We start from the raw sequence: 23,325 nt of genomic DNA, 5'->3' as shown, positions 1-23,325 counted from the left end.
AATTGAAAAGAGTTCAAATATGAGCGATAAAATGAATTTTTTGATTGATGTTTTAAAGGGTAATGACGCTTTTAAAACTCTGCTCAAAAATGACAAAACAGGAAAATCACTTTGCGTGTCCGGTCTTACAGCCGTCAGCAAGGCGTATATAATTTATTCAATGTGCCGTGTCAGGAATGTCACGGCTCTTTGTGTTGCCTCAGACGAAAAAGAAGCGCAAATTCTTTGCAACGACCTTTGTTCAATGGGGGTAAAAGCACTGTTCTATCCGGTGCGTGACTACAACTTTATTGATATTCAAAGCAAATCTCATGAATATGAGCACGCTCGGCTCAAGGTCCTTTTGAAACTTGCGGAAAAGGAATGTGACGTTGTTGTTGCGTGCATAGACGCGGCTTGTCAGCTGACAGTTCCCGAAAGCACATTGATTGACAGCACCCTTGAGCTTGAGGAGGGAAAGGAAATTGCGCTTGAAAAGGCAGTCAAGGCCTTGACTCTGCTTGGATATGAGCGTTTTGACGCAGTTGACGGCAGCGGTCAGTTTTCGCTCAGAGGCGGAATACTTGACTTCTTTATGCCCGACAGCGAGTATCCTGTAAGGGCAGAATTTTGGGGCGACGAGATAACCGATTTAAGCTATTTTGATATTGAAACTCAGAGGCGTTTTAAAAAATCGGGAAAAATCAGGCTTACACCGTCAACCGAAATTATAATTGACGATAGGGAAGCGCTTGCGGATAAAATCACACACAAGGCAGGTTTACTGCGCGGCAGAGGTGCGCCAAAAGCACGTGAGAAGCTGTATGAAGAAGCCGAGCTGATACGAAGCGGCGCTATGCCTGCTAACGGCGACAAATTTATAAATCAAATATATGACAAGCCCCAATGCCTGTTTGATTACTTTGACAGAAATTCACTTTTCTTTGTTTCAGAATTTTCAAGAGTACAGGACAGGCTGAAATCGACCGAATTTCAAAATAACGAGATGATAGGTCAATGCTTTGAGGACGGAACGCTTTGCAGGGGCTTTGACCGTTTTTCGCTTACGCACAATGAGTGCATTGATTTGCTGAATGCTCACGGAACAATTGTGCTTGAAAGCTTTCTTCACGGCTCAATTCCGTTGAACCTCGGAACATCTATAAGTTTTTCATCAAACAAGCTTGCTGCTTGGAACGGTTCATACAATCAGCTTTCTGAAGATTTACAGGGACTTTTTGCCCCCGATAGGTGCGGAGTTATTCTTGCAGGAACAGACAAGTCCGCAAAAAACCTTGTTAAAAACCTTACGTCAGACGGATATAACGCTGTTTTCTCTGAAAATATAGACTCGATTCAAAGCGGAAAGATATTTGTCACGAGCGGTGCTCTGAGCTCAGGCTTTGAACTGTTGGGTGACAAATTTTTCCTGATAACGTACGGTCAGGCTGCGTACAAAGTTGAAACACGAAAACGCAAAAAGCCTAAGAACGGCCAGGAAATTTACAGTCTTTCAGAGCTTTCAGCAGGCGATTACGTAGTTCATAGCGTTCACGGTATCGGTGTTTTCAGCGGAATACGCAAAATTGATACTCACGGAATAACAAAGGACTATATCAAAATAGACTATGCAAAGGGCGATGTGCTTTACGTACCCGTTACTCAGCTTGATATGGTTGCTAAGTATATTGGTCCCCAGGAAAACTCACGTGTAAAGCTCAGCCGTTTGGGTTCTCAGGATTGGCAAAAGGCAAAAGCAAAGGTAAAATCGTCGGTAAAAGACATTGCCAAGGAGCTTATTGCGCTATATTCGGCAAGAATGAAGTCAAAGGGCTATGCCTTTTCACGTGACAATGAGTGGCAGCGTGACTTTGAGGCAAAGTTTGAATACGAAGAAACTCCCGACCAGCTTACCTGTGCCTCTGAAATCAAGCGTGATATGGAGAAAACTTCACCGATGGACAGACTTTTGTGCGGCGACGTAGGATTCGGCAAAACCGAGGTGGCACTAAGGGCGGCGTTTAAGTGCGTTGCCGATTCAAAACAATGTGCGTTCCTATGCCCCACAACAATTCTTGCATGGCAACATTATCAGACCGTCACCAAACGATTTGAGGGATACCCGGTAAGAATTGAGCTTTTGTCACGTTTTAAAACAGCTAAAGAGCAAAAGGAAATTTTGAAAAAGCTAAAACACGGTGAAGTTGATATTATTATAGGTACTCACAGGCTTGTTCAAAAAGATGTTGAGTTCAGAGACTTGGGACTTGCAATAATTGATGAGGAACAGCGTTTTGGCGTAACTCAAAAGGAACATTTTAAGGAACTTTGCAAAAATGTTGACGTGCTTACGCTTTCGGCAACACCGATTCCGAGAACACTTAATATGGCAATGAGCGGATTGCGTGATATGAGCGTTATTACCGAGGCTCCGATGAACCGCCAGCCGGTACAAACCTATGTGCTTGAACACGACGACGGAGTAATCAACGAAGCTATCAGGCGTGAACTGAGGCGAGGCGGTCAGGTGTTTTATCTGCACAACGATGTAGAAAGCATTGAATCGACAGCCAACAGGATTCTTGAAGCTGTTCCCGAAGCCAAGATCGGAATAGGTCACGGCAAAATGCGTGAAAATGAATTGAGCGAAGTTTGGCGAAAAATGCTTGCACAAGAAATTGACGTGCTTGTCTGCACCACAATAATCGAAACAGGTGTGGATTTGCCGAATGCCAACACCCTTATAATAGAAAATGCGGACAGAATGGGACTTTCTCAGCTTCATCAGCTGAGAGGAAGAGTCGGCAGAAGCTCAAGGCGAGCATATGCTTACTTTACTTTCCGCAAAAATAAAGTGCTTACCGAAATTCAGCAAAAAAGACTTGCCGCCATTCGTGAATTTACGGAATTTGGCAGCGGCTTCAAAATTGCAATGCGTGACCTTGAGTTAAGAGGTGCAGGCAACATTATGGGTGCACAACAGCACGGTCATATGGAATCTGTCGGCTACGACATGTACCTTAAACTTCTTGAAGAGGCAGTAAGTGAAGAAAAAGGCGAAATTACCACAACCAAGGATATGGATTGCCTCATTGACATTTCCGTTGACGCACATATTCCGGAAAGCTATGTTGAGAGTCTGACGCTTAGGCTTGATGTTTATCGCAGAATTGCAGACATTCGTTCACTTGAAGACAGCAACGATGTAAAGGACGAACTTAAAGACAGATTCGGCGAAATTCCAAAATCGGTACTCGGGCTTATTGATATTGCGCTTATCCGCAACAAGGCAAATGCAATGGGAATTTACGAAATCAGGCAAAACGGAAATACACTTTTGCTTTATGTCAAAGAGATTAAGTCCCCTGCCGTTGCAGATTTGTTGATTGCGTTAAACGGAAAGGCAATGCTTAATGCGGGAGCAAAACCATATTTGTCCGTAAATTGCCCGTCAGAAAACTCGTCAATTGACACCCTTAAAAAAATATTCAGTATACAATAATATAAAAAGTCATCTGAAAGTATAAGATTTACACAGACAAAAAATAAATCTGTACAAAATTTTATCAAAATATGGACAATTGAGAATTTATTGTGTATAATCATATAGTACGTATACTTATATTGGAGTATGTTTGCAATTTTGTTTGCAAAGGAAATTTTAATGATTAAGGATGGTATGAAAACTATGAAACCAAGTGTAAAAATCGGTTCATTACTGCTTGCAGTTGTAATGATTCTTTCTGCAGTCTTTGTTTCGGGCTGCAGCCTTAACAAGGAATGGTCATACAAGACAAGCGACAAAGAACTTTCTATCGGCGTTTATATTTACGCTCTTGATGTTGCTTACAGTCAGGCTGAAACATATGCAAAAAAGCTTGACGACTACGACAGCACAAAGGACAGTTGGCTTGATATGGAAATCACCGATGATGACGGCAACACCAAGGTTGCTAAGGATTGGATTAAGGAGCAGGCTGAAACAATGTGCCTGAGCTTTCTTGTTGTAGACCAGCAGCTTGACAAAGAGGGTGCAAGCGTTGACGAAGCTACAATGCAAAGTGCCGATGACCAGGCTGAAACATATTGGAACGTTGGCCAGTACGCTCAGTACGGTTATGTTATGCCGATGAAAGATGACTTAGAGCCTTTTGGCATATCTCTTGAAAGTTTTAAATACTGCACAACAGAGTATTCAACAAAGCAATCTGCATTGTTTAATGCACTTTACGGAAAAGGCGGCTCAAAGGAAGTTTCTGACAGCGAGCTGACAAAGTACTTCACCGAAAACTATGTTGATTATAAATATTTGCCGGTAAATCTTTATACTTCATCTGCCGATGAATCAGGCAAGTCAGTTAACACTGCTCTTTCTGATGACGATGCAAAGAAGATAACCGATGAACTCGACGGCTATGCAGACGCTATCAACAAGTCGGATATGAAGTTTGAGGGTGCCGTAGAGAAATATATGGATAAAAACAGCATTGACACAGATCCGTCCAAATCTTCTATTGAAGCACTTGAGAAATTCTCAGCCGGTGATGAGCTTAAAGAAGCTGTTGAGAAGCTTGACGGCGGCAAAGCAACAACAATTAAAGTTGGCTCAGGCGACTCAGCAATTTACTACCTTATATACAAAAATGATATTAAAGACACTGCAGTAACATATTTTGACGATGCATCACAAAAGAGTTCGGTTCTTTCGGCAATGAAGCAGGACGAATTCAATGATTACATCAAGGACCTTACAAAAGACCTTGATTATGATGCTAATACCGGTGTAATTGATTCTTATAATCCTAAGATGTTCTTTAAGGCAGTTGAACCTACTACCTCAGCATCCACAACAACTGCCGACGAATAATCACAGTGCACTTTCTGAGAAAGGAGAATTGTATGATTAAGCAACACAGGCTGATTACAGCTCTCTTAACATTTATATTTTGTATTACTGCGTTTAGTTTTACCGCTTATGCAGTCGGAGAAAACACCGGAGACCAACCGTCAGGCGGTGACGATACTTCAAGTATCATAGAACCTCCAACCTATGCTCCACCGGTTGAGTCTGACCCACAAAGCTCACAATCCGACGTTTCATCCGACCCCCCCCAATATAATCCTGATTATAATAACAGTTCAAATTATTATAGTGAACCTGACTATTATTCAAGCAACGATTATGATTATAATGATAACAGTCAGAGTTCTGAACTTTATGTAGGCGGCGGACAGACATATGACCCGCCTGCAAGCACGGCTGCTTCTGTTCCGGTATACGATGTTGACAGCAAAAAAATTGACGACAGCGTGCTTTCAAGCAAGGACTGGAAAGACATTCAGGCAAGCTTAAATAACGCAGGAGATTCAAATTCGGGGGACGATGACTTTAGCTTCATCAAGAATAACGACAGCAAGCTTAATAACGGCGACTGGATGTTGTTCTTGGGAATTGCTTTAATTATCCTAAGCATTGCAGGAATTTCTTACGTTGTTATAGAAATTATAAAGCAACGCAAGGGCGTAACCGTTGGAGGTTTTAGTCACCGCAAAATGCCGGGCAGAGTAAAATCACGCAACGCAGTTGCCCACCGTCCGCAAAGCAATCATAATGATGCCGCTTACAGATCATATCAAAAAGCGCAGGAAAAGGAACTTGAGCGCAGCAGAAAATATAATACCGCTGAAGTTCACGTTCCTAAAAATTCAAGCGGTAAGCGTTACAAAAACGGCGGCAGACGATACAAATAATTAGTATTACAGAAACCAAATTTAAGCACTAAAAAAAGCAGACTTCGATTGAAGTCTGCTTTTTGTATATCAACAAAAATTGTTATAACTATATTCTCACTCAGCAAAAAACTATATCCGTGTTGTTTTCAATAAATAATAGCATATAATTTTTTGCAAGGTAATACCGATTATACCATAAGTCCAATAAGCAACAATAAGCTAACTTTTTCCAAATATCCTGATGATTTCAGCCTTATTGGCCATTATTGCATCATAGCCCTCCTGAATGGTTTCGTCAACGCTGTCCATCGAAAACAACTGCGTATTCTCGTTGTTAATTTCTACCGCATAATCCGCCATCTTCATTGACTCTCTTGTTCCATCAATTGAGTAAACGTCAAGAGCTCTCCAAATAACCTTGATTAATCCGCCAAGTCCTGCGTCCGGATTATAATTTATAATATTAAATCCAATGGCAAGCACCTTGCCGACACCCATATCCTTAAGAACCTTTACAGGCAAATTATCCTTTGAGCCGCCGTCGATAAAGTTATAGTTTTTATAACTGCATGTGGTGTATATTGCAGGAAAGGACATACTTGCCCTGACCGCAAGGTCAAGCGGCGCACCTGTTATGTAATGAACATGGTCATTTTGCAGGTGTTCGTCCTTTGTGGTGAATATACATTCATCTGTTGTCAGGGTATCCACAGTAACAATTGAAAGATTAATCGGCAAATCTTCAAAGCCCTTTATTCCCTTTTCTGCCATTATAGAGCTGATAACGTCGGAAATTAGTTCACCGGACTTAATTCCGTCCTTTTTTATCTTTTTATTTAAAATCAACTGTGCAAGTGATTTAAAAATTAAGCCGTTATCAATTTCAGCAAGCGTCTTCCAATGTTTTTTGGCAACTGCTTTCATTTCGTCAGCTTCAAATCCCATTGCAATAATTGCCGCCATAGCAGCTCCCGAGCTTGTACCGGAAACGTATTGAGGACGTATACCAAGCTCATACAGTGCCTTTATTGCGCCGATATGTGCAATTCCCTGCAATCCACCACCCGAAAAAGCAATGCCGATTGCATCCTTTCTGTCTTTGTTTTCCACAATAGTCACCTGTTTTCCTTATCTGAGATATCAATAAAACTTGTAAACATTACAATATGATTCGGTTTCAACAAAGTAGTCATACCAATTGTAAAACTCGTAAAAGCTGTAATCAGCCTGTATCAAATCATAATTTTTAAATTTCGTATTGTGTGTAATGTAATTAATTACCGCATAGTTATCGGCAAGGCGTGAAATATAAACAGTAACACTGTTAAGAGTGTTAAGCTTTTCGTCAGTTTTTATAGCCGATATGCTGTCGGTCTTCTGCCTGTTCACATCGCCGTTGTTCATATATGCGCCGGCAAGCTCGTTAATTTTTCCGTTTGTAATAATTCCGCGCTTCGTGGCAAAATTTTCAAGTTCATCGCCGAGGGTTGTTGACATTTGCGAAGTCTGAACAATCATAGTACCGTCGTATTGCATAAATTTATCAATGCACTTGTTCCACTCAAGCATTGCCGTTCCCACAAAGATGCAGTTGTCGGTTTGCGGCTCATAAAGATTTGTCTTTCCGTAGGTATAGTATGGTTTTACGGTAATAAATGCAATTGTGCTTGCAAGCAACACACTCACAGGTACAATTACGTTTACCCTTTTTATGTTCAGCGTGGTTAAAATCTTGATGAAAGCAAAAGCAAACAGCATTGCAATCAGCGGAAGCGAAGCCATTACATATCGATCACTGTTAAACGGCGATACAAGCGAGATTCCTATGAAGAATACCACGGCAGGCACTGCTATAATGGTTGCCTTTCGACTGAGTTTCTGTTTTTTGAAAAATCTTAAATAAACTCCAAAACCCAATACGCATACAGCACAGAGCACAAGCAGCCAAATCTTATTTAGGAACATATCTTTGGACAAAATCTGAACATATGTGCAAAGCTTATAGATTATGTATGTTACCGCCGTAATTACGTCAATTGAAAAGCTCAGAGAGCCAAAGCCCCTGTTGCCGCCAAGGACATTTGAAATTATGTACGGATAAATGCATAGTGCAATCCCTGCGCCGATTATTGCCGAAATAATATACTTTATTAAGTCTTTAAAACATTTTTCTTTAATTTTAAATACAAGAAATGTCAATCCCACAAGTGCGGCAAAAAGTATGAAGTAATACTGGGTGAGCACGCCGAGAATTACAATTAGAGTAAGCAAAATGCAGTCACCAAAGTTTACCGTATTCTTTTTGTCATACATTTTAAGTGACATATATAAAAATGCCAGTACAAAGAATGTGAGAGTTGCGTACATACGAAGGTAAATTGTGGTGGTAACACAGGCTATGCTCAAAGCATACGCTCCAACACCAATCAGCGCATATAAATTATTGTTTGTCACCCTCTGCCCTATTTTATATAACAGAATTAATACGCCAACCATTGCAATTACATTGATTGAATAGGAGAGCCACTTGCTGAAAACGCCCGGAAACAGCGAACAGACAGTGTGAACCAAGGCATAATAAAACGGCGGATGAGAAGCGTCAATGATTTGATTTTGATATACTTGTGCGTAATTGAACCTGTTGTTTTCACTTACGGACAAATACTCATTAAAATCCTCGGGAGTATTCCATTCGCCGTTTGTTGAGAGCTGTTTTGATGAATTTGCAAGGTTATATGTAAGAAGTTCGTCCTCATGAAATCCCTGCTTGTTAACCATAAATAAGGTGCTTATCGCAAGACTGAGAACAATTATAAACACAAGGACTATCCTTGAGGTTTTACTGCTGATTTTCATATTTAACTCCTGAACAAAGTTTATTTGACATCTGCAAGCACAATCTGTTTGTTATTTTCCATAATTAAACAATGCAGGTAATAATCCATTTATGAAACAGTTACAAACAACAATTTTATATGTTAATTATATCACAGTATTTTTAAATCGCAATATTTATTGCCTGTTTTGATATTGAAAAATCAGAAAAGAATCAAATTCAATATTGTTTTTGTAACAAAATTTAAAAGTTGCAATAGTATGTATTGTAAACGAAAGGAGGAAAACTCATGTGTAACTGGTTTGGAAATAACAACAGCTGCTGCGGCATTATTGTTTTGCTTCTTATCCTCAGTTGTTGCTGCGGTAACAACGGAGACAACAACAACGGTTGCGGCTGCTGCGGCTAAACAAAGCTATCCGCTGACCATTGACGTTTAAATATACCGAGGGCAGACTGCAAATGCGGTCTGCCCTTTTTATTATTAACAATTTACATTAACAAATTTATAGCTTTGGGTTAGCCTCAAAAAACTCAGGTATATATTTTTTGATAGTTGGAAGCATTCCGATTTTGTTGGGAGTATGCGGAGGAAGCTGCCAAAAATCGTGTGCACAATAGGTATTGCCCTCAATAATTGCAGGACTATTGGGAGTGATTGCAACATCCCATCCCACATATCTTATCTGCGGCACAACCGTTGCAGCCTTTAGGCACATTGCAACCGCTTCTTTTACAAACGGAATTTTGTATCCCTGAATTTTAACGTGTGTATCGGGATGTTCGGTATACACTATTCCCTTGGTTGTGTCACCCGAATGTGCAGGATATTTAATTATGCCTGTTTCAGGGTCAACAGGAGCAAAAAGACAATTGTTGTCGATTACGCTTCCGCCAAGTCCCATTTTCTGTACAATATACAAACAGTGCGCAACCTTGTTGTTATCAAGCACTGTGATAATTCTCATACTGTTAACAGCGTTCGGATACAGCTTGCTGAGTGCCGGGTGCTGCGTGATATTTTCCTCAATTGTGCAGAACTCTTTTTTCTTGAGGTAATCATAAAGCTTATCAAAGCTTTCAAAATCGCTGACTTTTAGTCGCTCGCATCCGATTCCGCATTCTTTGTCCTGAAGCTTACAGAAGAGGTACTCGTGGTTTTCGGCAAATTTTCTTATATCTTCCTTGCTTGCCTTATTCATTTCAATAAAATCTCTGCCGATATAATCTCGGTAAAGTTCGTTAAATTCGTCTTTGTTTTCAAGAAAATGGGCATAATCCCAATTATTCATAAATGTGTTGAACTTTTTGCTTATCATACGCGTCATATAGGTTGCACGCTGCTGTTTGTTAAGGTTATAAAAAGCAAAAATTTCATAATCATAGTAACCTGCGCCGTATTTTTTGGCACAGTATGCCATATCAAAAAAGATGCTTGCCTTGCTTTTTCCGGAGCGTTTGTGAACTTCGTCAATTACGCTGTTCATCTTGCCGATGCTTGCGTGGGCAATAACCTTAAAAATATACGATTTTCCCATTTAATCTACCTCAATTAATACTCATAAATTCTCGGAACACGCTTTGAAATTCCGCAAACTATTTCATCTACATTACTGTCAAGCAAGTCAGCCATCCACACTACGCTGAGCTTGTCGTCAAGAAGCGAAACCGTATCGCCCCTCTTAACTTCTCCGATATCGGTTACATCAACCATAAACTGGTCCATACAAATTCTTCCGATAATCGGGGCTTCTTTTCCGTTGATTATAACCTTTCCTTTGTTTGAAAGTTTGCGGCTGTATCCGTCGGCAAAACCGACAGGAACAGTTGCTATCTTTGTGGGGCGTTTGGTTACAAACGTTCCGCCGTAGCCAACCTCGGTTCCCACGGGAACTTCTTTGACCATAACAACATATGTGTACCAACGCATAACCTGCTCAAAATCCTCTTTAGCCCAATCATCTTCATCAATCGGGCAAAGTCCAAACACAATATCACCCGCTCTTACGGCATTAAGCTGAGTTTCAGGGCGAAGCAAAATGGCAGGGCTGTTGGCAACGTGTTTAAACGGAATTGACACGCCCTCTTTTTCAAGCCTGTCCATCATATCATTAAACTTTTTGAATTGTTCGTGAGCACTTTTTCCGTCCTCTTCATCTGCACGTGAAAAGTGAGTAAAAGCACCTGTAATTTTAAGGTTCTCCATTTTTGAGATTTTCTTGATAACCTCTATCGAATTATCGTCACAGGTAAAACCGATACGACTCATACCGGTGTCTATTTTTATATGCACCGGGCAAACGGTGCAATTCCACTTTGCAAGTAAATTAAGTTTTTCGGCAGTATCAAGTGAAAATATGGCAGGAGTAAGATTATACTTTATGAGATTTTCAAGCTGTCCGTCACAGGTATCACCCAGCAAAAGTATGGGCTCAACCGCTCCGGCTTTTCTCAGAGACGCTCCTTCTTCCCACACGGCAACGGCATAACGCTTTATTCCGCACTTTTTAAGGGTCGGATATATTCCCTTTTCGCCATGACCATAACCGTCACCTTTTAATACAGCCATAATTTCAACATCTTTATTTAAACGTTTTTTTATATTATTTATATTATGTTCAAGAGCACGCAGGCTTACCACTGCTTCTGTACGTTGTGCCAGTTTCCTCAAATTCCAAACCTCTTTCAATATTAGACATCATAACATATATTTGTGATTATACCATATATTTTATTATTTTACAATATTATTATACTTTTGTTTGTCATACCGAATTCTGACATTGTCATATTTTATAGTTAGGCTGTTATGATATTATTTTGCATAATCATATAATACTGACAATGCACAATATATAAGGCGGCTGACTTATGCCAACCGCCTTGATTGATTTACTTTTTCTTTCTTATTACAGAACTTTGAGGAATGACGTGGTCTGACTTCATAGTCAGCCGTTCTGTTGGGTGCGGTGCGCTCTCAACCATTATTCCGTCCTTGTTTTCAAGAGACAGGCATTTAGTCAAAAACGGTATTCCGCTCGGAGGTAAAACATCAAGAGTATCTCCTACATAAAACTTGTTGCGTTGTGAGATTATTGAAGTGCTGTCATCAATTGATTTTTCACAAACGGCAACAGCGTCATAGTGACGTATATATCCGCCGTTTCCTGTCACCTGACCGGGTTCATGATTAAAGTAAAAGCCCGTGTTGTATTCCCTGTGGCTTATTTTATCAAGTTCTTCCTTTATCCAAGGTTTCAAGACAAAGTTTTCGGTATTTGCAAAATAACCATCAACAGCATGGCGATAAGCATTTGTTGTTACGGCAGTATAATATGCCGACTTTGCTCTTCCTTCTATCTTAAAGCTTGAGATTCCTGCCTTTACAAGCTCGGGAATATGCTCAATCATACACAGGTCACGTGAATTGTAAAGATATGTTCCGTCGCCTGTTTCCTCAACAGGAAAGTACTGTCCCTCGCGGTTTTCTTCAAACAAATGATACTTCCAACGGCAGGGCTGAGCACAATCTCCGTGATTTGCGTCTCTGCCGGTCATATAGCTTGAAATTAGACATCTGCCCGAAAATGAAACACACATAGCTCCGTGCACAAAGCACTCAATTTCAAGTTTACTCGGCACCTTGGCACGCATCTCGGCAATCTCGTCAAGCGGAATTTCCCTTGCAAGAACCACTCTTGACGCTCCCATATTATACAGCACATTTGCGGTTGCATAATTGGTCACACCCGCCTGAGTGGAAATATGACGTGCAACCTTTGGAGCATATTTTTTAGCCGCTTCAAAAATTCCCAAGTCGGCAATAATGAATGCGTCTACGCCACACTCCTGAGCATAAGCCAAAAAGTCGGGCAATGCAGAAAGTTCACTGTTGTGTGGCAATATGTTACAGGTCAGGTGAACCTTTCTGCCCAATGAATGTGCAAGCTCACAAGCCTTTTTTAAATCGGAATTATCAAAGTTCTTTGGTGCGGAACGCATTCCAAACATCTTTCCTGCAAGGAACACGGCGTCTGCACCGAAATTTAACGCAGAATTGAGACATTCCATATCTCCTGCCGGAGACAATATTTCGGGTTTATTCATCGTCATTGCTTATTTTCTCCAAATTCTGATTATGACCGTACAACGTTGTTGCGTAGTAGGCTTGTCCGTCCTTGTCGTGACAGAAGAAGTAATAATCCGTTTCTTTTGGCAGGATAGCGGCTTTTATGGCATCCATACCGGGGTTACAAATTGAGCCTGCCGGCAAGCCTGCCTTATCATAGGTTTCGTACTTGCTCACATAGTCGCTTCCCACATTTGACGGAATATCAACGGCACTTCTGTAAGGATAATATTTTGTTGAATCAAGACCAAGGTTAGAAACACCCATACTTTCATCAGCCGAAAGTCTGTTGTGAAGAATTGAGGAAATGTAGTACATATCATCCTTGTCGGCAGCCTCAGCCTGAATAATTGAAGCAATTCTCATAATCTCGTCAAGAGAATAGCTTGTCCCTGATTCTTCAATCATCTGATTGATTGTATAGGTCTTATCATATCCGCTAAATTCCTGTTTCTCGTTCATTTTGGACTCGTAGTTATTAAGGAATTTGTAGATAACGCTTTCCGGTTCTTCATTCAGATAGAAATCATATTTATCGGGATAGAGATAGCCCTCAAGCTTGTAATATCTGTCAGCCTTATTATCAATGGCCTTGATGAAGCTGAAATCATCGTCAAACTGGTCTGAGTTGCAAAGTTCAAGGAACTTATCCTTATCTTCAAGAGCACCCTCATCATAGAGAGTATTGGCAATTTCAAGCACGTTCTGTCCTTCAATGATTGTAACCGAAACCGTATCTGTACGGCTGGCTGAACCCTCAAGGTTTGTTATTATGGCTTGATAATCCATATTTTTTCTTAACTCATATGTACCCTGTGAAAAATCATCTGAAGATTTTGTAAGCGTTGCAAACATCTTAAAATAAAGCGGTTCATCAATTACGCCGTTGTATTTAAGCAGGTCGCTGATTTGGTCTACTGTTGGGTCTTTTGGGACTTTCACTTTGACGGTATCTGAACTTGTGCGGTTTATAGCAAGCAAATCATTCACACCTGTAATTATAAACACCGCAGCCATTGCGCCGACGATAATAACAGAAAAAAGCCACACAAGGCGAAAAATTCTTCTGTTGTGTTTGTTTTTTGCCCTCAGCTCTTTCTTTTCTGCACGTTTTTGCTTTTTTAAAGCATGTCTGGACTGTCGCTCTATCTGCTGCCTGACATCTTCTCCACTGTAAGAATTAAGCTCAGATGTTTCGTCGTCATAGTCATCCATATAGTTATAATCATCGTAATTATCCCTGTCAGGAATATTCAGGCGAAAGTTTTCCGCTTTTTTGCGTCTTTCTTCTTCAAGATTTGGGTGATTACCGTAGTTATCAACGCTCATTTACACCAATCCTTTAATCATTATGGTTGTGATTTACAAATTTTTCAGTTACGAGAATATCCGTATACTTATCAAAAATTCCGTGCGGCAGGCTTTTTTCAACATATCTTGAATAACAGATTCCGACAGATGTTCCTCCGAAATCATTTAAGAATTTGTCATAATACCCCTTGCCAAAGCCAAGACGATAGCCCTGAAAGTCAAAGCACAAACCCGGAACAAGGCAAAGTCCGTGCGAAAAGTCCGTTACAAGCTTACACTTATCCGAGTCAGGCTCAAAAATTGAGTACATTCCCTTTTTTAAGTCATCCTTAGAATTGATAAAATAAAAATCCATTATGCCCGATTTGTTTTTGCATTTTGGCAGAGCAACACGCTTATTATCAAGCAAAGCATTATCAATTATCTTAGATGTATCACACTCAATCGGCATTGACACAAACGCAAAAAGTGTGTCACAATTTTTGTACTCATCAAGCAACAAAAATTTTTGAGTAAGCTCTTTGTCAAGGTCTTGCTTTATATCCTGAGGGCATTCAGCCCTGAGCTTTTTGTAGTAAGCCCTCAGCTCTCTTTTGCGCTCTTTGATATTTTTTAGAGGCATTGCATATCCTCAATCACCTTGTCGGCTGTCTCTTTTGACGCCGCAAGACTTACGATTGCATGGCCAAATTCTATTGCACAGCCTGCACCCTTTGCCGTAACCACCAAACCGTCTGTTTCGGTGTGGGCAGATGTATATTCTTTGCAGTCAAGCTCATTTTCAAATCCGGGAAAACACGTTGCACTTTTGCCTCTAAGTATTCCGAGATGTCCCAAAATTGACGGTGCGGCACAAATTGCGGCTACAATCTTACCGTTATTAAAACAATATTTAGTATACTCAAGCACCTTTTTGTTTTTCTCAAGGTTGAGCGTACCCGGCATACCGCCCGGAAGCACAACACCCTCAAGATTGTCAAAGGTTATATCATCAATCGACACATCGGCAGTAACTGTAACGCCGTGTGAGCTCTTTACCTGTATTCCGGTTACGCCGACAGTCTGTACATCAAGCTTTGAACGTCGCATAACGTCTGTTGGAGCTATTGCCTCGGTCTCTTCAAATCCGTCTGCAAGAAATACATAAAACATATTTTTCATCCTTTCTGACCTATACAGATTTTACGCTGCAAAATCAATTATATTCGTTATGGTTTTAAAATATCAAAAACTACCTTTTCAATTTCTGCGGCTATTTTTTTAATAGACTTTATATCGCCGTTTTCACAGCAATCAATTTTTATCCAACCGCACTTTTGTGTTGCATAAACTGCGCTTTCACGACATTCACGCAGGAATTTGACATTTTGTTCATGCAAGTCCATTTTGGACTTATCGCCGCCGTAACGCTTTTCCATAAGCCTTTGAGAAACATCGAGGTCAACGTCAAGATAAATTACTGCGTCGGGCACAGGCAAACCGAGCTTGTTATACTCAAAATCGCTCTGCCACTCAATAAAGCCGTCACGCTCATCATTCTTTACCTTTGACATCTGGTAAATGATGTTTGATGTGCAATATCTGTCGCACAAAATCACGCTACCGTTATTACAATCGTTTTTCCAATTTTTCAGATAACTTGCAGCTCTGTCAACAGCATAAAATGCGGAAGCGGCATATGCATTTACGTCTTCCGGATTTTTTCCGAAATCACCGTTGAGGTACATTTTTACAAGAGAAGAACTCGGGCTGTCATAATCGGGAAATTCAAGTTTTCTTACGGTCCTGCCCATTGAAGTCAGCTTATCCGCAAGCAGTTTTGTCTGCGTTGCCTTTCCGCTTCCGTCAAGCCCCTCAATTACTATAAGTTTGCTTTTCATATAAACTCCTGTTATCTGCCATATTTTTCACGCATTTCTTTTTGTTTGCCACAGCACATTTTTCCCTCGGGACAAGGGCCGAAAAGGCAGGACGGACCGCAGTTTTTAAACAGGTTCGGTGCAACCTTAAGGCACTGCAAAAGCATTTGTTCGGCAACCTCGCGAATCTCCCACTGTGCTCTGTTGCAACAACGATGAGCAAAAAAGTTTTGCAAACTGCGTGCATTAAATGTGCACACGATTTTGGTTGTGGTAGCATTTGGAAGAATAAATCGAGCGTCCTCATTTGCCTTTTTTACAAAGGCGTTATACTGTGACTTATTTTCAGACTTAAACTTCTCCATTATTTCCTCGTCTGAGCCGTCAACATTATTATTCAAATATTCTTTTATATAACCTGCCGTAAGTGCGTTGCGGATTTTTTTGTAAGCCTTTGCCTGCATATCAATAACAACATTATATGCCTCTAACGCCTCCTCATTTTCAGCAATTGCAGGAGGTGTGACAAATTCAAAATTTGAACCGTCAACATATCTTTGAGACTGTTGGCTGTATGAGGCAATTCTGTGACGAACAAGCTGGTGCGAACAAGCACGTGAAATACCTTCAATGCCAAAAGTGAATGAGGCGTGCTCGGTAGGACTTGCATGGCCGAGGTCGGCAAGCATATTTATAAAAGAGGCTGTTTTTTCTTCTGTTAGACCTTCGCTTATATCCTCTATTCCTGACGGAGAATAACAAAGTTTTGCTGCCATAGCGACAGTCTTTTCAGGATTCGGAGTATGTGTAAGCAAAGTTACTTTGATAGCCATTTTATGCCTTCTTTCGTCTAAAAAGTACATATCGTTACATAGATATAATTATTATATCATTTTACTATGTTTTTTTCAATATCTAAAATATGACTTAAAACACATTAAAGTCGCAAACAGAATGTAAAACATATATTTTAAATCAAGTTAATATTATATCTTATAAATTGTATATTTATTATTGTGAAAATCGGCGTAAAAAAACTGAGGCCCTCAATTTGAGAGCCTCAGCAATAAAACTAAATGCTGAAATTAAGCAATTCTGTTTTAATTATTCCCAGGTTTCAACTGTGCAGGCAGAACCAGAACCGCCTGAAATGTAGTATTTTGCACTGCCTGTTACTGCAATGTCAACTGTCTGTGAACCGCTGCCATCGTTAAAAATTATATGGTCAACAGAACTTGGAATCTCAATTGTGTAAATCTTTTCACCAAAGTCATTTGTGGTTGAGTAAGTCATCTGAGTTCCCGGCCAAGCTGTCATTGTTGTATCAGCCTCGCTCCAATAATAGCAGTTTACATTGCCCCAGTTTCTGTTGTTTGTGAATGTAATTGTGTAGTTGTCACCGGAATCCGGGTTTGTTGGAGTTTCGGGAGATGTAGGCTGTACAGGAGAACCGCTGTAATCGCTCCAGCTTCCGTTCTCATAAATTTTACCAAATCCCTGAAGTTTAATGTCATCAGTCTGAGCTCCGCCGTTGCTGTTGAAAATAATATATGTTGCATCTGAAGGTAAATCAATGCTGTATACGTTATCTCCAACGCTTGTCATTGCTTCGCCGGGCCAAGTTGTCATCTTAGTATCATCTTCGCTCCAATAGTAAGCCATTACGTTTGACCAGTTGCCTGTATTCTTAAAGTAAATTGTATTGCTTGCTGGCTGTGTTGTAGGCTCTGTTGTTTCGGTAGGCTCTGTTGCAGGTGTTGTAGGATCTTCTTCACCTGTATATTTTCCGCAGTTGCCTGCCATTGCTCTGTTGTTAGCAAGGTAATACTGAATTGCTGTTACATCAAGAATATCAATGCTACCGTCGCCGTTTGTATCAGCAGCAAGCTTGAATTCTTCTGTATCATTGATTGTATTAACGCCATTGATATATCTCTGGATTATTGTTGCGTCTTTGATTGAAACAACACCGTCATTGTCAACGTCACCGATAAGTACTCTGATTACAGGAGTCGGTGTTGTTGTAGGCTCAGTTGCTGTTGAAGGGGTAGTTGCTGTTGTTGGCTGAGTTGGAGTTGTTGGTGCTACAACATTGTATTCAACCCACTCATGGTTTGCTTTGAAAAGCATATTTTTGCTGTTAAGGCTAAGTCCGGGCTGCATATCAGCAGGATAGCGGTTAGTTGTTGCATTATTTGTCTCTGTAAAGATTACATAACCGTCTGCAAGATTGTCAGGAACTTCAATTGAATAATATCCTGTTGAAGAATCCAAAGTCATCTTTTCTCCCGGCCATGAAGCGTTCTTTGTGGTTTTATCAGAATAGATGTAAGCGTATACAGATGACCAGTTGTATGATGAGTTGTCAAAATAAATTTTCTGAACTACGCTTGGGTCAACCTTTGTATACTTATAGGAAATAGGATCAGATGTTGTTGTGCCGTCTGAAGCCTTAACATTTAATATTGTAGATGTACCGTATGCAACACCGGCGCCGATTGTGATCTTCTCACCGTTAGTAAAACTCTTATAATCGCTGCCATCAATTGAGTACCAACCGCTTGTTGCGCCGTTCTTGTAGTTAAGTGTGATTGTGAGTGTGTCTGTCTTATAGCTTGATGTTCCCGGAACAGCACTTACCGAAGGACCAGGAGTTACTGCGTTATAAACGACAGCTACACCTGTTGAACCAACTATACCTGAAATGTTGCCGTTTGAAACCTTAAATTCGTTGCCTGTAACCTGATCTGTATATGTTCCGTCTTTCATTCTCTTTGCAGAAATGTTTACAGAACCTGCACCGTCAAGCTTTGCAATAACAACGCCTGAAGTTCCGCGTTCGTTATAAGCTACACTGCCTGATGATGAAAGATACTCTGACTCGCCGTCAAAATAGTTCTTGAACTTGTTTACTTCTGCAACTGCCTTTGACTTCCATGTTGTATCTGTACTTGCGTCACCCATATTTGCAGCAGGTCTTGCAAAGAACAGTGAAGAGGCGTCAGCTCTTGAACCAACCATTGCCCAAGCCTTTACAATTGATGAATCAGGTACACTCTTTGTATTTTGATAACCGCTGGAACCGGTACCACCCATATATGTATCGTGTGATTCAGCCCAAAGTACAGTTTTGTTTGCGCCTGCACCCTTTGCATAGTTAGAATCAGCAAGGCCCTTAGCATTGCCTGTATTTGCGGCATAAAGCTTTGTGTCGCCTGAGTAGTTATCTGTAACGGATAAGTACTTTGTATAATTTGAAATATCTGTTGCACAGCCGTTAAGAACTTCGCCGTAATAGAAAATCTTATTGCTTGTTGAGCTCTGTGAGCCGTTTACAACAGTAGGCCAGAACTGACTGCCGAAACCTGAGTCTGTCGGAAGCTCAATGTGCTTAGCTGTATCAAAACGGAAACCGTCAACTCCCTGATTGATACAATCAATCAAAAGATTTTTAACTCTGTTTTGAATATAGCTGCTACCTGTATTAACGTCAGGCTGACCGATTGAACCCTGGGTCATGGAATATCTGTCGTTGTCACTGTTTGCCCAAGAACTGTTAAGATGCCAGTTGCTGTCGTTGTTACGAACTTCAGCTTCAATCTGTGAAGAAATATTGCCTCTTGTGTTACCTGAACTGTCAACGTCAGCCATATGGTTTGCAACGATATCAACAATAACCTTGATACCGTAATTCTCAGCCTCTGTACAAAGCTCTTTTAATTCAGCCTTTGTGCCGAGCCAAGTGTTGCCGTCTGCAATGTTAAATGATATTGGCTGATAGAGCTTCCACCATTCATCACTCTGTTTCTTATAACTTGCGCTGTAATCTTTTGGTGTCTGAACAGGCGATGTCTGAACTGCTGTGTAGCCTGCGTCCTTAATGTCCTTAAGGTTTGCCTTGATTGAATTGTACGACCAGTCAAAGCAGTGGAGGATGTTGGCACCCTGGATATGATCAAGAGGTTCCTGACTTCCTGATGATACTGCTTCAGAGCTTGTTACTTCGGCAGCCTGAGTTGAAAAACTTCCGACTGCAACACAAGAAAGTAGCATGCAAGCTGAGAGTACAATACTTGTGATTCTCTTCTTCAAAATTCTCACTCCTAAAAATTTTTACCGTAAATGCCCGTTTGCATTAACACTTACATAATAACAAATTATGTAAATTTATTCAATCTGCTTATTTAACAATAAAAAATTTATGTTTTTAGTCAATCTGACAACAATATTTAAACATATACAAAACAATCAAAAATGTTTATTAAATATTAACAATATTTACCAAATATTTCAATCTTATACTGATTATTAAGTTTTACAAAGACTCAATACCACGGGAAGTGACATTTTAGGATAATAAAAAACAAAAAAAGAAGAAGCAGCCAATATGACTGCTTCTTTGGTCGGGATGACAAGATTTGAACTTGCGACACCACGCCCCCCAGACGTGTGCGCTACCAAGCTGCGCTACATCCCGATAAATATCAAATAATATTTTATCAAAAACCTTATGCATTGTCAAGAGCATAAAATAAAAATTCCATATATTATATTTAATTATTATGCAATTCTATGAATTGTTTTTGCATAAAATTGAATAATTATACATAATTAGGCATGCAGGTTTTAAATGCATTACTTAAAATTATTAAAGAATATCTCAACTTAACAGCCGTAATTTATATTGACAAAATTAATTTTTCTGCATTATAATTAACTCGGTTAGCAACTGCTAACTTAAATTGATTTAAAGGAGTGATTATAGTAAATACCGAAATAGCAGTGGGAATACTTATCCCGTTTTTAGGAACTTCACTTGGTTCAGCCTGTGTGTTCCTGCTAAAAAACAGTATAGGAGACAATGTCCAAAGAGCTCTTACGGGATTTGCAGCCGGAGTTATGGTTGCCGCTTCTGTTTGGAGTCTTATAATTCCGGCAATTGAAATGAATAAAGACAACGGTTCACAAGCAATTGTTCCGGTTATAATTGGTTTTTGGATAGGGATTCTATTTATTTACGGCATCGACAGGCTTGTACCGCATTTGCACCAATTCAGCAGTGAATCGGAGGGACTGCACAGCAACTTTCAAAAGACCACAATGCTTTTGCTTGCCGTAACCATACACAATATTCCGGAGGGAATGTCGGTTGGAGCGGTGTATGCAGGATGTATGCTCGGAAACACAGGAATCTCTGTTGCGGGAGCATTTGCGCTTGCAGTCGGAATTGCAATACAAAATTTTCCCGAGGGTGCTATTATCTCAATGCCGCTCAAATCCGAGGGAATGAGCAAATCAAAGGCGTTTCTCGGCGGAGTGATTTCAGGTGCAGTCGAACCTTTGGGAGCAATTATAACAATAATGCTTGCAAACATAATTGTGCCTGTTATGCCATACTTTTTATCATTTGCAGCCGGGGCAATGATATACGTTGTGGTTGAGGAGCTGATTCCCGAAATGTCACACGGCTCACATTCAAACATCGGCACTGTGTTTTTTGCAATAGGATTTTCGGTTATGATGATTCTTGACGTTGTTCTCGGATAAATTTTTATAAAGCAAAATGAATATAAGTTAAAAAGCGGTGCATAATATTAATGAAATAAAAATATATCAAACGCAAAAACAGTTTATTCAATAATCATTGTGCACATCAACTGACGTATTATGAGTTGAAATCGGCAGTATCCGAGATTTGCAAGCGGTTTGTATTTTATTACACCAGAATTTCAATTTGAGTTTATAATACCCTGCTGAAAACCTGAGGGGCTAACGCTCTACTGCTCTGCTTGCGATAAATTTAAGATTTGCTTTTCTTGCAAGCAAAACAAAACTTTGTTCGGAGCAAAAACTGCGGATAATAAAAAAATTGTTGACTTTGCAAAAATTAAATAGTATAATAGCCTCAGTTAGCAACTGCTAACTGAGTGAATAAATCATGTGGACTTCCTTTCAAAGTAAAAGAGTTTTTCTACTTCTATCTTTTATTTTCTTTTCGGGAGGATGTGCTTACCTCCCGAAGGAATGTCTGCAAAAAGGAGTTTTGTTTAATGTCATATTTGGAAATTGTAGATGTAAAAGGCAGAGAAATTCTTGATTCAAGAGGCAACCCAACCGTTGAAGCTGAGGTTACGCTTTATGACGGAACTGTTGCAAGAGGCACTGCTCCCAGCGGCGCTTCAACAGGAGAATTCGAGGCGCTTGAGCTGCGTGACGGCGACAAGTCAAGATACCTTGGCAAGGGCGTTTCAAAAGCGGTTGAAAATATAAATACAGTAATTAAAGACACAATCATCGGTCTTGACGCTTCGGACATTTACGCCGTTGACAAGGCTGTCATTGATGCTGACGGAACAAAGGACAAGTCAAAACTTGGCGCAAATGCAATTCTTGCGGTTTCAATTGCCTGTGCAAGAGCTGCTGCAACATCGCTTGATATTCCTCTTTACAGATTTTTGGGCGGAATTTCGGGCAACAGACTTCCTGTTCCGATGATGAACATTCTTAACGGCGGTGCTCACGCTGCAAACACAGTTGACGTTCAGGAATTTATGATTATGCCTGTCGGCGCTCCGAGCTTTAAAGAAGCTTTGCGTTGGTGTGCAGAAGTTTTCCACGCACTTGCAGCACTTCTTAAATCAAAGGGACTTGCAACTTCGGTTGGCGACGAGGGCGGCTTTGCTCCTGACCTTGCAAGCGACGAAGAAGCAATTCAGTATATTCTTGAGGCAGTAAAGAATGCCGGTTATGAACCAAAGAAAGATTTTATGATTGCTATGGATGCGGCTTCATCGGAATGGAAAGGCTCAAAGAAAGGCGAATATATTCTTCCGAAAGCAGGCACAAAGTTCACTTCGGCAGAGCTTATCGAGCATTGGAAAAAGCTTGTTGAAAAATATCCTATCGTATCCATTGAGGACGCACTTGACGAAGAGGACTGGGAAGGCTGGCAGCAGCTTACAAAGGAACTCGGCGACAAAGTTCAGCTTGTCGGAGATGACCTCTTTGTTACTAACACAGAGCGACTTGCAAAGGGTATTGAACTTGGCTGCGGCAACTCAATTCTTATCAAACTCAACCAGATTGGTTCTGTTTCTGAAACTCTTGAGGCAATCAAGATGGCTCACAAAGCAGGTTACACTGCAATTGCTTCGCACCGTTCGGGCGAGACCGCAGACACAACAATTGCTGACCTTGCAGTTGCACTGAACACTTGCCAGATTAAAACAGGCGCACCAAGCAGAAGCGAAAGAGTTGCAAAATATAACCAGCTTCTCAGAATTGAGGAAGAACTCGGCAGCAGCGCTGTTTATCCTCAGATGGGTGCATTTAACATTAAGTAAAATACTTCCATTAATTCATTTCAGCCATTAAGGAATTTTCATAATCCTCATCTAAAGCAGCAGGAATATAGGAGCCTGCTGCTTTACCTTTATCAACATAACAAACGGTCGGCGCATAAGTTTACGCCGACCGTT

General features: G+C 40.4%; 17 protein-coding genes and 1 tRNA gene. 6 read left to right on the top strand and 12 right to left on the bottom strand.

Annotated elements, in window-relative coordinates; genetic code table 11:
- The first annotated feature begins 19 nt into the window (after positions 1-19).
- From mfd to BLP46_RS02250, 3 genes are all read left to right on the top strand, one after another.
- Positions 20-3,481, top strand: coding sequence for a transcription-repair coupling factor (mfd, locus tag BLP46_RS02260; RefSeq protein ID WP_318259419.1), 3,462 nt, complete (start codon positions 20-22; stop codon positions 3,479-3,481).
- Positions 3,482-3,643: 162 nt separating this feature from the next.
- Complete coding sequence (locus BLP46_RS02255; RefSeq protein ID WP_143000428.1) at positions 3,644-4,846, top strand: hypothetical protein; 1,203 nt, start codon at positions 3,644-3,646, stop codon at positions 4,844-4,846.
- A 32-nt stretch (positions 4,847-4,878) separates the two neighbouring features.
- A complete protein-coding gene (locus BLP46_RS02250; protein WP_092974973.1) occupies positions 4,879-5,730 on the top strand; it encodes a hypothetical protein in 852 nt (283 codons plus the stop codon).
- A gap of 201 nt (positions 5,731-5,931) precedes the next feature.
- Here BLP46_RS02250 and BLP46_RS02245 read toward each other — a convergent pair whose 3' ends face one another.
- Both BLP46_RS02245 and BLP46_RS02240 read right to left on the bottom strand, forming a co-directional pair.
- Entirely contained in the window at positions 5,932-6,822 is an 891-nt protein-coding gene (locus tag BLP46_RS02245) for a patatin-like phospholipase family protein (protein ID WP_167669145.1), read from the bottom strand.
- A gap of 30 nt (positions 6,823-6,852) precedes the next feature.
- Positions 6,853-8,568, bottom strand: a complete 1,716-nt coding sequence (locus BLP46_RS02240) for a glycosyltransferase family protein (protein WP_092974966.1) — start codon at positions 8,566-8,568, stop codon at positions 6,853-6,855.
- 240 nt (positions 8,569-8,808) lie between these two features.
- Between BLP46_RS02240 and BLP46_RS12935 the strand changes: the two genes are divergently transcribed.
- A complete protein-coding gene (locus BLP46_RS12935; protein ID WP_167669141.1) occupies positions 8,809-8,988 on the top strand; it encodes a hypothetical protein in 180 nt (59 codons plus the stop codon).
- Positions 8,989-9,054: 66 nt separating this feature from the next.
- Here the strand turns inward: BLP46_RS12935 and BLP46_RS02235 are convergent, their stop codons facing one another.
- The 10 genes from BLP46_RS02235 to BLP46_RS02190 all read right to left on the bottom strand — a co-directional run bounded on the left by BLP46_RS02235 (position 9,055) and on the right by BLP46_RS02190 (position 20,324).
- Complete coding sequence (locus tag BLP46_RS02235; RefSeq protein WP_092974963.1) at positions 9,055-10,086, bottom strand: sugar-transfer associated ATP-grasp domain-containing protein; 1,032 nt, start codon at positions 10,084-10,086, stop codon at positions 9,055-9,057.
- Positions 10,087-10,100: 14 nt separating this feature from the next.
- Positions 10,101-11,219, bottom strand: a complete 1,119-nt coding sequence (gene alr, locus BLP46_RS02230; protein ID WP_092974960.1) for an alanine racemase — start codon at positions 11,217-11,219, stop codon at positions 10,101-10,103.
- 221 nt (positions 11,220-11,440) lie between these two features.
- Positions 11,441-12,661: a peptidase U32 family protein gene (locus BLP46_RS02225; RefSeq protein ID WP_318259418.1), complete on the bottom strand. Its 1,221-nt coding sequence runs from the start codon at positions 12,659-12,661 to the stop codon at positions 11,441-11,443.
- A complete protein-coding gene (gene mltG / locus BLP46_RS02220) occupies positions 12,648-14,006 on the bottom strand; it encodes an endolytic transglycosylase MltG (RefSeq protein ID WP_092974957.1) in 1,359 nt (452 codons plus the stop codon). The genes BLP46_RS02225 and mltG overlap by 14 nt, the downstream gene beginning before the upstream one ends.
- Before the next feature lie 13 nt (positions 14,007-14,019).
- Positions 14,020-14,610, bottom strand: a complete 591-nt coding sequence (locus BLP46_RS02215) for a 5-formyltetrahydrofolate cyclo-ligase (RefSeq protein ID WP_092974953.1) — start codon at positions 14,608-14,610, stop codon at positions 14,020-14,022.
- Positions 14,601-15,140: a DJ-1 family glyoxalase III gene (locus tag BLP46_RS02210; protein ID WP_092974950.1), complete on the bottom strand. Its 540-nt coding sequence runs from the start codon at positions 15,138-15,140 to the stop codon at positions 14,601-14,603. The genes BLP46_RS02215 and BLP46_RS02210 overlap by 10 nt, the downstream gene beginning before the upstream one ends.
- Positions 15,141-15,196: 56 nt before the next feature.
- Complete coding sequence (locus tag BLP46_RS02205; protein ID WP_092974947.1) at positions 15,197-15,868, bottom strand: dTMP kinase; 672 nt, start codon at positions 15,866-15,868, stop codon at positions 15,197-15,199.
- Positions 15,869-15,879: 11 nt separating this feature from the next.
- Positions 15,880-16,680 (bottom strand): FAD-dependent thymidylate synthase, encoded by an 801-nt coding sequence (gene thyX / locus BLP46_RS02200; protein WP_092974944.1) that lies wholly within the window; start codon positions 16,678-16,680, stop codon positions 15,880-15,882.
- Between the two features lie 271 nt (positions 16,681-16,951).
- Positions 16,952-19,939, bottom strand: coding sequence for a starch-binding protein (locus tag BLP46_RS02195; RefSeq protein ID WP_092974941.1), 2,988 nt, complete (start codon positions 19,937-19,939; stop codon positions 16,952-16,954).
- 308 nt (positions 19,940-20,247) lie between these two features.
- Positions 20,248-20,324, bottom strand: a tRNA-Pro gene (locus BLP46_RS02190).
- 278 nt (positions 20,325-20,602) lie between these two features.
- Between BLP46_RS02190 and BLP46_RS02185 the strand changes: the two genes are divergently transcribed.
- Both BLP46_RS02185 and eno read left to right on the top strand, forming a co-directional pair.
- Positions 20,603-21,394, top strand: a complete 792-nt coding sequence (locus BLP46_RS02185; protein WP_353961292.1) for a ZIP family metal transporter — start codon at positions 20,603-20,605, stop codon at positions 21,392-21,394.
- Positions 21,395-21,897: 503 nt separating this feature from the next.
- Entirely contained in the window at positions 21,898-23,190 is a 1,293-nt protein-coding gene (gene eno, locus BLP46_RS02180) for a phosphopyruvate hydratase (protein WP_092974938.1), read from the top strand.
- Positions 23,191-23,325: the final 135 nt, after the last annotated feature.

Source organism: Ruminococcus sp. YE282 (genome assembly GCA_900101355.1).
Classification (GTDB): domain Bacteria; phylum Bacillota; class Clostridia; order Oscillospirales; family Acutalibacteraceae; genus Ruminococcoides; species Ruminococcoides bromii_A.
This window is presented reverse-complemented; position numbering and strand designations above follow the sequence as displayed.